At 58.4% G+C, this 14349-nt stretch carries 15 protein-coding genes, 2 tRNA genes and 1 pseudogene; 10 read left to right on the plus strand and 8 right to left on the minus strand.

The genetic code is table 11. The features are described from left to right. Positions 1-67: 67 nt before the first annotated feature. From folP to ACO1VH_RS07785, 4 genes are all read left to right on the plus strand, one after another. Positions 68-907, plus strand: coding sequence for a dihydropteroate synthase (gene folP / locus ACO1VH_RS07770; RefSeq protein WP_486243931.1), 840 nt, complete (start codon positions 68-70; stop codon positions 905-907). Positions 908-936: 29 nt separating this feature from the next. After that, complete coding sequence (glmM, locus tag ACO1VH_RS07775; protein WP_486243932.1) at positions 937-2283, plus strand: phosphoglucosamine mutase; 1347 nt, start codon at positions 937-939, stop codon at positions 2281-2283. A gap of 67 nt (positions 2284-2350) precedes the next feature. Beyond that, a tRNA-Pro gene (locus tag ACO1VH_RS07780) sits at positions 2351-2427 on the plus strand. Positions 2428-2545: 118 nt separating this feature from the next. Further along, complete coding sequence (locus tag ACO1VH_RS07785) at positions 2546-2800, plus strand: hypothetical protein (RefSeq protein ID WP_486243933.1); 255 nt, start codon at positions 2546-2548, stop codon at positions 2798-2800. A gap of 120 nt (positions 2801-2920) precedes the next feature. Here the strand turns inward: ACO1VH_RS07785 and ACO1VH_RS07790 are convergent, their stop codons facing one another. Continuing rightward, positions 2921-3094, minus strand: a complete 174-nt coding sequence (locus ACO1VH_RS07790; RefSeq protein WP_486243934.1) for a hypothetical protein — start codon at positions 3092-3094, stop codon at positions 2921-2923. A gap of 379 nt (positions 3095-3473) precedes the next feature. Between ACO1VH_RS07790 and ACO1VH_RS07795 the strand changes: the two genes are divergently transcribed. From ACO1VH_RS07795 to ACO1VH_RS07805, 3 genes are all read left to right on the plus strand, one after another. Next, the gene (locus tag ACO1VH_RS07795) at positions 3474-3725 is read left to right on the plus strand and encodes a hypothetical protein (RefSeq protein ID WP_486243935.1); all 252 of its coding nucleotides are present in this window, start codon (positions 3474-3476) and stop codon (positions 3723-3725) included. Between the two features lie 122 nt (positions 3726-3847). After that, positions 3848-3924 (plus strand) — tRNA-Arg (locus ACO1VH_RS07800). A gap of 291 nt (positions 3925-4215) precedes the next feature. Then, positions 4216-5016 (plus strand): fumarylacetoacetate hydrolase family protein, encoded by an 801-nt coding sequence (locus ACO1VH_RS07805; RefSeq protein WP_486243936.1) that lies wholly within the window; start codon positions 4216-4218, stop codon positions 5014-5016. An 85-nt stretch (positions 5017-5101) separates the two neighbouring features. Here ACO1VH_RS07805 and ACO1VH_RS07810 read toward each other — a convergent pair whose 3' ends face one another. From ACO1VH_RS07810 to wrbA, 6 genes are all read right to left on the minus strand, one after another. Next, the gene (locus ACO1VH_RS07810; RefSeq protein ID WP_486243937.1) at positions 5102-6538 is read right to left on the minus strand and encodes a catalase; all 1437 of its coding nucleotides are present in this window, start codon (positions 6536-6538) and stop codon (positions 5102-5104) included. Positions 6539-6817: 279 nt separating this feature from the next. Continuing rightward, positions 6818-7036, minus strand: coding sequence for a hypothetical protein (locus ACO1VH_RS07815; protein ID WP_486243938.1), 219 nt, complete (start codon positions 7034-7036; stop codon positions 6818-6820). Positions 7037-7408: 372 nt separating this feature from the next. After that, positions 7409-7852: a DUF4124 domain-containing protein gene (locus ACO1VH_RS07820; protein WP_486243939.1), complete on the minus strand. Its 444-nt coding sequence runs from the start codon at positions 7850-7852 to the stop codon at positions 7409-7411. 30 nt (positions 7853-7882) lie between these two features. Beyond that, positions 7883-9289: an FAD-binding oxidoreductase gene (locus ACO1VH_RS07825; RefSeq protein WP_486243940.1), complete on the minus strand. Its 1407-nt coding sequence runs from the start codon at positions 9287-9289 to the stop codon at positions 7883-7885. Further along, a complete protein-coding gene (locus ACO1VH_RS07830; protein WP_486243941.1) occupies positions 9286-9678 on the minus strand; it encodes a DUF2069 domain-containing protein in 393 nt (130 codons plus the stop codon). The genes ACO1VH_RS07825 and ACO1VH_RS07830 overlap by 4 nt, the downstream gene beginning before the upstream one ends. An 18-nt stretch (positions 9679-9696) precedes the next feature. Next, entirely contained in the window at positions 9697-10305 is a 609-nt protein-coding gene (gene wrbA / locus ACO1VH_RS07835) for an NAD(P)H:quinone oxidoreductase (protein ID WP_486243942.1), read from the minus strand. A gap of 104 nt (positions 10306-10409) precedes the next feature. Between wrbA and ACO1VH_RS07840 the strand changes: the two genes are divergently transcribed. After that, on the plus strand, positions 10410-11687 hold the full coding sequence (locus tag ACO1VH_RS07840; protein ID WP_486243943.1) for a YihY family inner membrane protein: 1278 nt from the start codon (positions 10410-10412) through the stop codon (positions 11685-11687). Here the strand turns inward: ACO1VH_RS07840 and ACO1VH_RS07845 are convergent. After that, positions 11684-12001 carry an Mpo1-like protein gene (locus ACO1VH_RS07845; RefSeq protein WP_486243944.1) on the minus strand — a complete coding sequence of 106 codons (318 nt, stop codon included), beginning with the start codon at positions 11999-12001 and terminating at the stop codon, positions 11684-11686. The two genes, ACO1VH_RS07840 and ACO1VH_RS07845, sit on opposite strands and share 4 nt — an antisense overlap. Before the next feature lie 285 nt (positions 12002-12286). On the opposite strand from ACO1VH_RS07845, the gene ACO1VH_RS07850 reads away from it, so the two are divergent. After that, on the plus strand, positions 12287-12742 hold the full coding sequence (locus tag ACO1VH_RS07850; protein ID WP_486243945.1) for a CBS domain-containing protein: 456 nt from the start codon (positions 12287-12289) through the stop codon (positions 12740-12742). 256 nt (positions 12743-12998) lie between these two features. Further along, positions 12999-14303, plus strand: a pseudogene (locus ACO1VH_RS07855) (MFS transporter); the annotation flags it as partial. Positions 14304-14349: the final 46 nt, after the last annotated feature.

The following is a 14349-nucleotide window of genomic DNA, read 5'->3' on the forward strand; positions in this document are numbered from 1 at the left end:
GGGGTGAGGAGTGATCCTCGCCCCCTTTTGTTTGTACCGGTGTTTGCCTCCGTATTTCATATCCCGAATGCTTTTCTCTCATCTGCAATGCGGCCGTTACCGCTTTCCTGTCGATGCGGCGGCCAGGCCGCTGGTCATGGGCGTGTTGAATGTCACGCCGGATTCGTTTTCCGATGGCGGCCGCTATGCGACGCTGGATGCTTCGCTGTCGCATGCGGAAGAAATGATCGCGGCCGGCGTCGACATCATCGATATCGGCGGCGAATCCAGCAGGCCGGGCGCAGCACCCGTATCGTTGCAGCAGGAACTGGATCGCGTGATGCCGCTGATTTTCGCGTTGCGCGATTGCGGCAAGGCATTGTCCATCGACACCTACAAGCCGGAAGTGATGCGCGAGGCGATTGCCGCTGGTGCCGACATGATCAACGACATCAACGGTTTCCGGGCCGAAGGCGCACTGCAGGCGGTGCGGGATGCAGATTGCGCGCTGTGCGTGATGCATATGCAGGGCGAGCCGCAGACGATGCAGCTGCATCCGGAATATGCCGACGTCTGCGCAGAAGTCAGGGAATTTTTGGCCGACCGGACGAGTCTGATGCAGCAGTCCGGCATTGCACCGCAGCGACTGTGCATCGATCCCGGCTTGGGTTTCGGCAAGACGCTTGAACACAATGCAATGCTGCTGAAGAATATCGGTACTTTGCAGGATGATCTGGGTTTCCCGCTGCTGGCCGGTTTGTCGCGCAAATCGATGATAGGCGCATTGACCGGCAGACCCGTCGAACAGCGGATGGCCGGCAGTCTCGCGGGCGCACTGGCGGCAGTCATGCACGGTGCGCGTATCGTGCGCGTGCACGATGTGGCGGAAACCGTAGATGCGTTGAAGGTTTGGCAGGCTTTGGCCTGATAAAGAAAAACGAAAAGAAGAGAGCGGAAATGACACGTAAATATTTCGGCACCGATGGCGTACGTGGACGCGTGGGAAGCGCACCGATCACTCCGGATTTCGTGATGCGACTCGGTTATGCGGCCGGCAGCGTGCTGGCAAAAGCGGAATCCGCCGGCAGCCGGCCGGTTGTGCTGATCGGCAAGGACACGCGTATTTCGGGCTACATGCTGGAGGCGGCGCTGGAAGCGGGATTCGCCGCAGCCGGCGTCGATGTGATGCTGGCCGGCCCCATGCCGACACCTGCCATCGCTTATCTGACGCGTGCCTTGCGTCTGGCGGCTGGCGTCGTGATCTCCGCTTCGCACAATCCCTATGAAGACAACGGCATCAAATTCTTCTCCGCCTCAGGCAACAAGTTGCCGGACGCGGTCGAACTGGAAATCGAGGCAGCACTCGATACGCCCATGCAGTGCGTAGCTTCGGAGAAGCTGGGCAGGGCAAAGCGCCTGGACGACGCGCGCGGCCGCTATATTGAATTCTGTAAAAGCACCTTCCCGAATGAGCTCGACCTGCGCGGCCTGAAGATGGTGGTCGATTGCGCGCATGGCGCGGCTTACCATATCGCGCCGGACGTGTTCCACGAACTGGGCGCGGAAGTGGTCGCCATCGGCAATCAGCCGAACGGGTTCAACATCAACGACAAGGTCGGTGCGACGGCGCCTGCCGCGCTATCGGAAGCCGTACGCGCGCATCGTGCCGATCTCGGCATTGCGCTGGATGGTGATGCGGATCGCCTGCTGGTTGTCGATGCCGACGGACGCATCTATAACGGCGACGAATTGCTCTACATCATGGTGCGGGACCGCATGAACGTGCATGCGGTCGATGGTGCGGTCGGCACGTTGATGACCAATATGGCGCTGGAAGTCGCTTTCAGGAAAATGGGGGTCGACTTCGTCCGCGCCAATGTCGGCGATCGTTATGTGCTGGAGGCATTGCAGGAGCGTGGCTGGCTGCTGGGTGGCGAAGGATCGGGGCACATGCTTTGCCTGGACAAGCATACGACAGGCGATGGCATCATTTCCGCGCTGCAGATACTGTCTGCGTTGAAACGTAGCGGCAAGAGCCTGGCTCAGTTGACTGCAGATATCGCTATGTTCCCGCAGACGCTGATCAATGTGCGCGTCACCCCGGGTTTTGACTGGAAAAAGAATCCGGCACTGCTTGCCGAGAAAGAGGCAGTTGAGCAGGAATTGGGCGAATCAGGACGCGTGCTGATCCGTGCATCAGGAACGGAGCCCCTGATCCGGGTAATGGTGGAGGCGAGAGATGCGCATGTTGCCGAAAAAATGGCAAAACGGATTGCTTCCACGCTGGAACCTGCCGCGGCCTGAAGGCGACAAGATAAAAAACTTGTGCATTGCCGCAAGCGCCAAAATGAGGTAGAATTTCGTTCTTGTTCGGAGTGTAGCGCAGCCCGGTAGCGCATCTGCTTTGGGAGCAGAGGGTCCTAGGTTCGAATCCTAGTACTCCGACCATAAAGACAATCAAGGGGCTGGAAGAGAAATCTTCCAGCCCCTTTTCGTTTTGTCATTTCTGTCAGGCATGCATTCGCCGGTTTCTGCAAGCAATCGCCATATTCATGGGATTGTGACAATGTATGCGCTGCTATGTAATCGCGTCTCCTCCACAGCGATTGCTTTCTTCATTATGTCGAGCACCTTCATCGTCGGCGAATTTCGAAACCAGACCACCGGCGCGCTCTGTACGGTCATCAAGTTGATGCCGACGGATTTTCGGCCCGGAAGCGAATGCTATGTCACCGACGATGCGGAATATCTTGAACAGGATCCCATCGATCCGAACCGGTTCAAGACGTCAAACGGCGACGTCCTGACGATTATCAAGTAATGTCCTGTGCAACCTGTTCCACGGCTCCGATAGTCTAGAAATGACAGAAAAATCGCGGCAGGAATTTGCCGCGATAGGAAGGGAATAGTCCAGTGATAGTCCGGTATTCTCTGAAAACAGTCAGCGTTTTTCGCGTAACGACTCGATGACGGAAAATTCCGATTCCGTATCGATATAGTCGTTCTGGTCGACCGCCTTGCCTTTCTCCTCCTGCCTGTTTTTGCTGGCGGAAATGCGTTCCTGCTTCTTCTCCTTGCTGCCGGCCTTGTCGCTTGGGTTATCTTGATTCGGCATGAATACTCCTCTACGTGGGTGGGTCATGCGCCGATCTTAAAAAGACCGCGACAGGATGCCTATCGGATAATATGACATCGCCATGTAGGAAAATCGTGCCGGCGCATGCAGTTGCCGGAACTCATCGGCGCGCTTGTATGTCTTTCAGGATCGAGGATTTGATCGAGGGAGCATCTCTCATGATTGCTATGTACACAGGGTACGCAGAGCCGGCGCCGTTTTGCCCGATAGGGGGGCGATTGTCGGCACATGCGATGCATTTGCATCGCGCACCTACGCCGGAACCACCTGAGGATCCATTGCCGGGGGAACATCCGGTTCCGCAGGATGAGCCGGTGCCTTCTCCCCAACCGGAAAACCTCCCAGAACAAGGAAAGCCATGGACAAGCAATTGAACTGGAGTACCGAGTTGTACAAGGGCATGGAAGTCCATGTGACGACCCTGCAAAAGGAGAAGGCGGCGCAGGGATGGGACTATACGGTACGCATTTGCGAACCCGGCGTCGACGCTACGGCGGAGAGCGAGTTGGTGGCGGAATCGGGAGACGACGCGGATTACGCCTCGCAAAGCGCGGCGCTCGCGGCCGGTTTTGCACGTGGCTATGTCATGGTCGACGGATTAAAAAGATAAGGGCCGCCGCGAGGCGGCTTATGAAGGCGGCGATCCCGCCCGTCTTGCAACATTGAAACGCCACATCAAACAGGGCATAATGCAACGCCTTGCCGCGTGCCGGCGCAGCGTAGCTGCACATTCTGCCCATAGCTCAGCTGGATAGAGCAACGGCCTTCTAAGCCGTAGGTCGCAGGTTCGACTCCTGCTGGGCAGGCCAATCTTCTTCATCCTCTTTCCCATTTTATTTCTCCTGCAGGAAGGTCCATTGATCTGCCCGATAGAAGCGCAGGATGGTCAGTCCGTTTCATCTCTTTTCGGCAGGAATGCAGTCTCCGACTTTGAACGTGGCTTGGACGTTCATTCCTGATTTGTCTGATGCCAAGGACTGGCTGGCCGTGCAATAATTTTCAATTGCCTGGCAATACAGAGCGTGTATATATGGCAACGCACGGCCGGATGACCTGTCCACCATGCACAACCAATAAACCACTCGGAGCCAGGAGACAACATGACAGACATGAACCGACGCGGCGTCCTTCAGACAGCCGGCCTGATGGCGGCAGGTGCCGTTACCGGCTGTGCGATGCCGATCAATGCGGCAAACAAGGAGAAAACCATTTTTGACGTGAAACAACCGACGCTTCCTATCGTCGGCACCAGTGATGTCTTCCCGATTCGTCGTATCTACTGCATCGGCCGCAACTATGCGGCGCATGCACGCGAGATGGGCTCCGATCCGACGCGCGAGCCGCCGTTTTTCTTTCAGAAACCGAGCGACGCGATCCAGTACGATCCGATCGGCACGACCATCGATCACCCATATCCGACACTCACGAAGAACTACCATTACGAGATCGAACTGGTGGCGGCCATCGGCAAGGGCGGCAAGAACATTCCGGTCGAAAGTGCACTGCAGCACGTCTACGGCTATGCGGTCGGCCTGGACATGACGCGGCGCGATCTGCAAGGTGCGATGAAGAAAGAACAGAAGCCGTGGGAAATCGGCAAAAGCTTCGACCATGCCGCGCCGATCGGCCCGATCCATCCGGCTTCCAAGGTGGGCAACTTCACCGAAGGCAAGATCTGGCTGAAGGTCAACGGTCAGGTCAAGCAAAGCTCAGATCTGAAGAACATGATCTGGTCGGTTGCCGAACAGGTCAGCAATCTGTCGAAGGCCTTCGAGCTGATGCCGGGCGACATCATCTTCTCCGGCACGCCGGAGAACGTCGGCCCGGTTGTTCCGGGCGATGTGATGACGGGACATATCGACGGCCTGCCGGATTTGTCGGTACGCGTCGTCAAGGCCTGAACGGGCCATGCATGAAAAAAGCCGGGCGATGTGCCCGGCTTTTTTGTTGCGCCGAATGTACTGCGCAATGCAGTACGAATACCGCTTACATGCCGAGCGCTTTCTTTACGCCGGCACCATAGGCCGGATCGCATTTCGTGCAGTTGTCGATGTGGCGTTGCTTGATTTCCTTTGGTGCATCGCCCATTGCGCGTGCCGTGTTGTCGAACAGCGCCTGCTGCTGCGCCGGCGTCATCAACTTGAATAGCGCACGCGGTTGCGAGAAGTAATCGTCGTCATCCTTGCGGAAATCGAAACGGTCGGCTGCCCCGTTCAGCTTCAGCGGCGGTTCGCGGAAATCCGGCTGCTCCTGCCATTCGCCGTAGCTGTTCGGCTCGTAGTGCAGCAGACTGCCGTGATTGCCGTCCACCCGCATTGCGCCGTCGCGATGGAAAGAGTGGAACGGGCATTTCGGCGCATTGACCGGAATCTGGTGATGGTTGACGCCGAGGCGGTAGCGCGCCGCATCGCCATACGAGAACAGACGACCCTGCAGCATGCGGTCTGGCGAGAAACTGATGCCGGGAACGATGGTGGCCGGATTGAATGAAGCCTGTTCGACTTCGGCGAAGTAGTTGTCCGGATTGCGGTTCAATTCCAGCACGCCGACCTCGATCAGCGGATAGTTCTTTTTCGGCCAGACTTTCGTCAGGTCGAACGGATGGTAGGGCACTTTCTCCGCATCGAGTTCCGGCATGATCTGCACCGACATCGTCCAGCGCGGGAAATCCTTCTTCTCGATCGAATCGTACAGATCGCGCTGCGCGCTTTCGCGATCGCGTCCGACCAGTTCGCTCGCTTCGGCATCGGTCAGATTCTTGATGCCCTGGTGCGTGCGGAAGTGGAACTTGACCCAGAAGCGTTCGTTCTTCGCATTGATGAAGCTGAAGGTGTGCGAGCCGAAGCCGTGCATGTGGCGGTACGAGGCCGGAATGCCGCGATCGCTCATGACGATGGTCACCTGATGCAGCGCTTCCGGCAGCGAAGTCCAGAAATCCCAGTTGTTTTTCGCGCTGCGCATGTTGGTGCGTGGATCGCGTTTGACGGCATGGTTCAGGTCGGGGAATTTCAGCGGATCGCGGAAGAAGAAGACCGGCGTATTGTTGCCGACCAGATCCCAGTTGCCTTCCTCGGTATAGAACTTGACGGCAAAGCCGCGGATGTCACGTTCCGCATCGGCCGCGCCGCGTTCGCCTGCAACGGTGGAAAAGCGCAGGAACAGGTCGGTCTTCTTGCCGATCTGCGAAAACAGTTTCGCTTTCGTGTATTTGGTGATGTCGTTGGTGACGGTGAAAGTGCCGTAGGCGGCGGAGCCTTTCGCGTGCATGCGTCGCTCCGGAATAACCTCGCGATCGAAGTGAGCCAGCTTTTCGAGGAACCAGACATCCTGCAGGAGCTGCGGTCCGCGCGGGCCCGCGGTCAATACATTCTGGTTATCGGGGACCGGGGCGCCGGCAACGGTGGTCAGTTTTTTCTTGGACATGCCTTGCTCCTTCAAGTGGGTGATCGAGAGACTGGGAATCCAATCGGGAATCCATATTGCCGAACGATTCTAGCACCGGGTTTTGCGCTGCGGCGTTTGGAAAAAGTGATGATGAAACTAGGAAGATTCTATCGTTCGAGGACGAAAAAGAAGATGGCCGGGAATGACGAAAATGGGAGAAGAGAGACGTGCAAAGTCGCACACAAAGACAAACGGCAACCCCGATCTGCATCGGGATTGCCGTCGTGAGAGCGAAAGGTTGCGTTTCGCCGTCAGGGATCAGAGGCGAGTATAGACTTCGCCGTCTCCCTTCAGCTTGAACTTGCCGTTGCCCAGATCTTCCGCGATGCGATCGGTGTCCTTGATGCGAAAGCCGGTGAAGTCGCGCGGCAGCTTGATCGAACCGTAATCGAGATAGGTAACGCCCTTGCCATCCTGTTCCAGGATGATTTCCTTGCCGCTCGGGCTTTTGACGCGGAATTCTGCGATTTCTTTCATGAATATCTCCTTACTGGAAGGTTCAAGAAAATAACCGGGCATCGCGGACCGCCGATAACCCGGCACGGCTTTGACGAGCGATATTTATATCATCTGCGCGACGATATTGCATGCGACGATGCAAGGTGCGGCCGACCATCGCTTTTTTGCGGACGCCGTTTGCGAATCTGGTGCTGGTATGTTTCCCGACCGCCAGCCCCGGTAGGGCGGGACTGTGCCGCCAGGGGAGCTCCTTCACAGAGCCGGCGGCCAGAATAACAGCGGCATGTGACCGGCGTTTTACAAACGGCTGCAATCGGTCAGAAGCGGTCATAAACAGTCATAAGCGGCCGCATGCTGCCTGGCAGAAAAGTTTATTCCGTTGCGCGTGAATCAGATTGCGCATTCCAGTTCATGTTTTTCGGCCGCGCGTTTCGCTGTGCGACGTGCGCGCTCGGACGATTTTGGATGGGCATGGGCGGCATCTTCTTCGGCCCATTTGCGACGCAGCGCCAGGTTGTCGCATTTCTTCTTTTTCGAGGCTTGCGCCTTTTGGTGTTTGCGGTATGCACGTTCATCGGCGGCTTGCTCTTTCTGCCGCGCGTTTTCCAGCCGCTGCAGTTCTTGTTTGTCCTGCTCGGTGCGCTGTAGCGCAGCCTCGGGATCGCCGATCGGCCCCGCATCGATGTCGAGCGTGGTCGTCTTGCCGCTGCGGCACGGCGTGTCGCTGTAGACGACGCGGTCGCCGGATTCGCACTTGTAGATTGCCAGCGCAGGCGGGGAAAAGGTGAGTAACGAGATGGTAAAGAACGCAAGCAGAAGCAGAGAGTGATGCATCGTGGTCTCGCGGAGAGTTGAAAAATCGAATCAGACGACCTTGCTCGGATTCATCAGGTTGCGGGGATCGAGCGCCTGTTTGATGGTGCGCATCAGCTGCATTTCGACCGGCGACTTGTAACGCAGGATTTCCTCGCGCTTCATCGCACCCAGTCCGTGCTCGGCGGAGATCGAGCCGCCGAAGCGGTGCACGCTGTCATGCACGATGCGGGTGATGGCGTCCTGATGCGGCAGCAGCCAGGTATCGTCTTCACTAATGGGCTGTGCAATGTTGTAATGTAGATTGCCGTCGCCGAGATGGCCGAAGATCACCGGGCGCAGGCCGGGATACGACTGCTGCAGTTCGGCGTAGGTAGCATCGATGAAATCGGCGATGTGCGAGATCGGCAGCGAGACGTCGTGCTTGACGTTGCGTCCCTCTGCCGCCTGCGCCAGCGGGATGCGTTCGCGTAGTGCCCATAATTGCTGCGATTGCGTCAGCGAGAGGGCAGCGACGGCGTCGCGGACGATGCCTTGCGCATGTGCTTCGCCGAGCGCGCCATCGAGCAGTTCTGCGGCATGCGTTTCCGATTCATGGTCGGACAGTTCGAGTAGCGCATAGTAGGGATGCGGCGTGGCAAACGGCAGGGAAGTCTGTGGAAAATGCCGGACAACCAGTGCCAGGCAGAAGCCGGACATCAGCTCGAAGCCGGTCAGTGCCGCATCGCATTGCCGCTGCGTCAGTGTCAACAGGCGCAGTGCGTCTGCCGGCGAATGCAATGCCGCCAGCGCGGTACGTTGTGCCTTGGGCTGCGGGAACAGTTTCAGCACCGCGGCGGTGATGATGCCCAACGTGCCTTCTGCCCCAATATAGAGATCGCGCAGATCGTAGCCGGTATTGTCCTTGCGCAGGCCGCGCAATCCGTTCCAGATCTCGCCGTGCGGCGTGACGACTTCCAGCCCCAGGCAAAGCTCCCGGCTATTGCCGTAGCGGAGAACCGCCGTGCCGCCAGCGTTCGACGACAGGTTGCCGCCTATCGTGCAGCTGCCTTCGGCTGCCAGCGACAGCGGAAACAGCCGTTGTGCCTCGGCGGCGGCCTGTTGCACGCGCTGCAGGATGCAGCCGGCCTCGACGGTCATCGTGTTGTTGACGGTATCGATGGTGCGAATGGAATCCATTCGCTGCAGTGACAGGACGACGGCCTGGCCGCTGCGGTCCGGAATGCCGCCGAGCACGAGGCCGGTATTGCCGCCTTGCGGCACGATGGGGATGTTGAATTCGTTGCAGAGCCGGACGATGGCGGCGACTTCTTCCGTCGATGCAGGGCGCACGACAGCGCAAGCGGTGCCGGTGAAACGGCCGCGCCGGTCGAGCAGGTAGGGAGCGGTATCCGCTTCTTCCGTCAGCACGTGTCGCGCGCCGATCGCGCGGCGGCAGGCGGCGACGAAATCGGTCATTCGGCGGCCTTTTTCAGCGCCTGTTTCGTCAATGCCTTGGCAGCTTTCTTGTAGGGGCGCAGATAGCAGAGCAGACAGGCGAAGAAGACCAGCGCCAGCGCTACCTCGATCCAGCCGAGCATGGCCGACGGGCCCGGATCGCTGGCGCCGCGCACCAGACCTTCGCCGAAATACAGCAGGATCAGCATCGACGACCATTGCATCGTGTACAGATCTCGTTTGAGAATGCCGCGCAACGGCAGCAGCAACGGAATGACTTTCAGCACCAGCCATGAGCCGCCCGGACGCAGCGGCGCCAGCAGCATTTCCCACGCGATACACAGCAGAATCAGCGCGATCAGACTGGCGATGGCGCCGACGTGGAAGAATTTCTGGTGTTGCGCATTCATGCCGGCCTCACGCCTTCCTCAAGTCTTCTGCAACTTGACGGCAGTTTGCGCCAGCCGCCGGCCAAGCGCGATGGTCAGCGTGCGCGTTTCGGTCGAAATCGGATGGTTGCCGTTGACGCCGGCCCAGTGCGAAGCGCCGTAAGGCGTACCGCCGCTGGAGGTGGTCATCAGTTCTGCTTCCGTGTACGGCAGACCGACCAGCAGCATGCCGTGATGCAGCAACGGCAGCATCATCGACAGCAGCGTCGACTCCTGGCCGCCGTGCAGGCTGCCGGTGGAGGTGAAGACGCAAGCGGGTTTGCCAGACAGTGCACCGGCCAGCCATTGTGAGGTGGTGCCGTCCCAGAAGTATTTCATCGCGGCGGCCATGTTGCCGAAGCGGGTCGGCGAACCCAGCGCCAGCGCCGCGCATTCTTCCAGATCGCGCAGTTCGACATAGGGCGCGCCTTCAGCGGGAATTGCCGGTTCGGTCGCTTCGGTAACGGTAGAAACGGCCGGCACCGTGCGCAATCGCGCTTCGCAGCCGGCGACGCTGTCGATGCCCTGGCCGATCAGTTCGGCCAATTGGCGCGTGGCGCCGTGGCGTGAATAATAAAGAACGAGAATGGGGAGTGTGGATGCGTGCATGCTTGGTATTATAGGATGCTTTATAGACAACTCATTCTGTTCTGCAACCATCGACGGCATCGGCGATAGCGATGGCAATTCGATGGCATCTGAACAGACGACGCATGAAGCATCGATTTACTTTCGCGCGCGACCTGACATGGCCGCAGGTGCGCGACCTATTCCGGTTCGCCGCACGCCGGCTCGACGAAGAGCGCTTGCCTCAAGTGGCCGGCAGCCTGACATTCACGACGGTGCTGGCGCTGGTGCCGATCCTGACGATCGCGCTGGCGATCTTCACGACCTTCCCGCTGTTCAATACCTTCCGCGCATCGCTGGAAGCGTACTTTGTGCAGAACCTGATGCCGAAGGGGATCGCCAATACCATTCTCGGTTATCTGACACAGTTCTCAAGCAAGGCGACACGGCTATCGGCTTTCGGCGCGGTGGCATTGATCGTGACGGCAGTGGCGATGATGCTGATGATCGATCGCGTGTTCAACCAGATCTGGCGCGTGAAGACGAAACGGCCGATCGCGCAGCGCATCCTCGTCTACTGGGCGATCGTCACGCTGGGGCCGTTGCTGATCGGCGCATCCATCACGCTGACGTCCTACCTGTTTTCAGCAACGAACGGCGCGGTCAAACATGTGCCTTTTCTCGGCGCGATCTTCTATTCGTCGGTTTCCATTCTGCTGACGACGGTGGCATTTACGTCGCTGTACGTCGTCGTGCCGAACCGGCTGGTCGAATGGCGCGATGCCTTGTGCGGCGGCCTGCTGGCGGCGCTGGCGTTCGAGATCATCAAGCGGCTGTTTGCAGTGTTCATCGTGAAGGTGCCGACCTACACGGTGATCTATGGCGCGGTGGCGGCATTTCCGATCTTCCTCGTCTGGCTCTATCTGGGTTGGCTGATCACGCTGAGCGGCGCTGTGCTGACTGCGGCGCTGCCTATCGTCAAGTACGAACGCTGGTGGCATGTGCCGCAGCCGGGAAGCGCCTTCGTCGATGCGATGGCGCTGCTGAAAGTGCTGTACGGGGCACGGCAGTCGCGACTGGCACTGGTCGAAATGGCGGATATCCGCCAATGCACGCGGCTCGGCTTCGACGAAGCGGAAACGTTGTTGCAGAAGATGCTGGATGCCGGCTGGGTAGCGCGCATCAAGGCCGATGGCCCGCGCCGCATGCAATGGGGCAAGCGCATCGTTGACGGGCTGGACAGCTGGATACTGGTGGCAAATCCGGCCAGCCTGACACTGGCAGACGTCTACCGGATGTTCGTCTTCGATGCGTCAGGCAATGCCGAACTGGCGAAGCAGGTGGAGGGCGCCGTCGAGCAGGGATTGCAGCAGACGCTGGAAGCGCATTTTTCCCATCCTGCGCCGGCAGCAATGCCGAACTAGAAGGAAATTTGCCCCGTCAACAATTGCCAGTACATCAGCCAGGCGGCGGCGAACGAATAGAAGGGTTGGCGCCACGAGGCCGGCTTGTTCTTTTCGAACATCAGATGGCCGATCCATGCGAAGCCGTAGAACGACAATGCGGCTGCCAGCAGCCATGTCATATTGCCTGTCAGCATCAACGCGATCAGGAAAAAGATCGCCAGCGTTGAGCCGAAGAAATGCAGTTCGCGCGACGTACGGTCCGTGTGTCCTGTCAGATAATCGGCATAGAACGCGGCGAACGTCGGATGATTCTTGTGTGCGATGACAGCCATGGTGGGTCTCCCGCTACGGTGCTCGTTTCAGACTAGTCTGCAAGACGGAGGAATGCAAGCCGTGCGCGCTGCCGTGCAGTTATTTCGTGGCCGCCTGTTGCGGATGGATTGTCTTGCCGGGAGTACCGAACGAAACGATGTCGGAAGTGGTGAAGGGAGCTGCGAAGTGCAATGTTCCTGACGCATAACTTACATCGCGCCGCCGCTGTGGATTTTTCGTCCTGCTTGGGCTACATTGGAATCGTCCAGAGTCGAAGTACAACCATAACTTGCGAGGACGGGGCCATGAAAGTATCCGAAATACTGAAGGTAAAGGGAAACATCCTTTTCACTGTGACGCCGGACAGCCCGATGCTCGACGCCGTCAATGCCATGGCGGAAAAGGACATCGGTTCGCTGGTTGTCATGGAGGGCGGCAACCTGATCGGCATGCTGTCGTTTCGTGAAGTGATGGCGGCCGTGCATGCAAATGGCGGTTCTGTCGGTGGCGGTACCGTGCGCGATCACATGCACAGGAGCCCGATCACCATTTCTTCCGACACCGATATCAACGAAGTACGACGGCTGATGCTGGAAAAACATGCGCGTTATGTGCCGGTACTGGACGGCAAGATACTGGTCGGCGTGATGTCGTTTTACGACGTCGCAAAGGCGGTGCTGGAAGCGCAGAGTTTCGAGAACAAGATGCTGAAATCCTATATCCAGGATTGGCCTGCAGTCGCCGACGAGAGAGAAGCCTGACGAATAGGATTTTCTCGGAAAGAAAAACCGTTCGCGCATCATCACAGGTGCGCGAACGGTTTTTTGTTTGAGGCATCGATATCCCGCTTCCCCATTTGCATTCGCTGGCATCAGCGTCACTATCCGCAACGCATCACGTACAATCCGGTGAGCCGAAAGCGAAGCAGGACGTGAACTGAAAGCAGTACATCTGTTTCGCTTCTGCCGATCGCTTCCCATCTTTTTCGATTGTTCCGGGTGTTTTCCCGATTCCAAGATGCGCAAACCCAATCAGTTTTCGCTGCTCGCGCAGCGCCGCTTCGCGCCGTTCTTCTGGGCGCAATTTCTTGGCGCCTTCAACGACAACGTCTTCAAGACGGCCTTGCTAACCGTGCTGACGTTCGAGGCGATGGATTGGACCACGCTGGATCGCGGCTTCCTCAACAACCTGATTCCAGGCCTATTCATCCTGCCATTCGTGCTGTTTTCCGCGCTGGCCGGGCAGCTTGCCGACAAGTTCGAGAAAGCGGGCATGGTGCGGCGTATCAAGCTGCTGGAGATCGCGATCATGCTGGTTGCTGCCTTTGGCTGGTTGCACCACGATTTGTGGCTGCTGATCGCAGCGGTCGCCGGCATGGGATTGCATTCGACGCTGTTCGGCCCGATCAAGCATGCGTATCTGCCGCAGAAGCTGCACGTCGATGAACTGGTGGGCGGCAACGGCATGGTGCAAATGGGAACCTTCGTCGGCATCCTGTTGGGACAGGTGCTGGGCGCCATGCTGGTATCGCAGAAACCATGGGGCATCGAACTCGTGGCCGTCGGCACGATCGTGGTTGCGGTTGCTGGCTGGATCGCCGGCCGCGCGATGCCGTATTCGCCTGCTCCTGCACCGGAATTGCGGGTCGACTGGAACATTGCGGCGGAGACAGTGCGCAACATCCGCTTCTCGATGCGCAATCGACCGGTGTTTACCGCGATGCTGGCCAATTCATGGTTCTGGTTCTACGGCGCCATCGTGCTGGCCCAGTTCCCGTTATATGCGAAGGAATGGTTGCATGGCGACTACGGCATTTTCGTGCTGCTGCTGACGATCTTCTCGCTCGGCATCGGCGCCGGTTCGCTGCTGTGCGAACGCCTCTCCGGCAGGCGTGTGGAAATCGGCCTGGTGCCGCTGGGTGCGCTGGGGCTGACTTTGTTCGGATTTGACCTGTATCTGGCCAGCGACAGCTATACGAATACCATGCTGGTCGACATCGGCGGCTTTCTGCAGCAGACAGGCAGTTGGCGCATCGTATTCGATTGTCTGCTGATCGGCACATTCGGCGGTTTCTACATCGTGCCGCTATTCGCCTTGATCCAGACACGTTGCGATCCCACGCATATTTCGCGCACGATCGCCGGCATGAATATCCTGAATGCCCTGTTCATGGTGGTGGCGGCATTGCTGGCGATGCTGCTGCTGCGTGCCGGCATGACGATTCCGCAGATATTCCTGGTGACGGCCCTGCTGAATGCGGTGGTTGCCATCGTGATCTTCTCGACGATGCCGGAATTCGTGACGCGTTTTGTGGCGTGGATGACAGGACGTCGCTGACCTTGCCCGTTGCTTGTCGTCGTTATTGCGC

This window comes from Oxalicibacterium sp. (assembly GCF_057353965.1).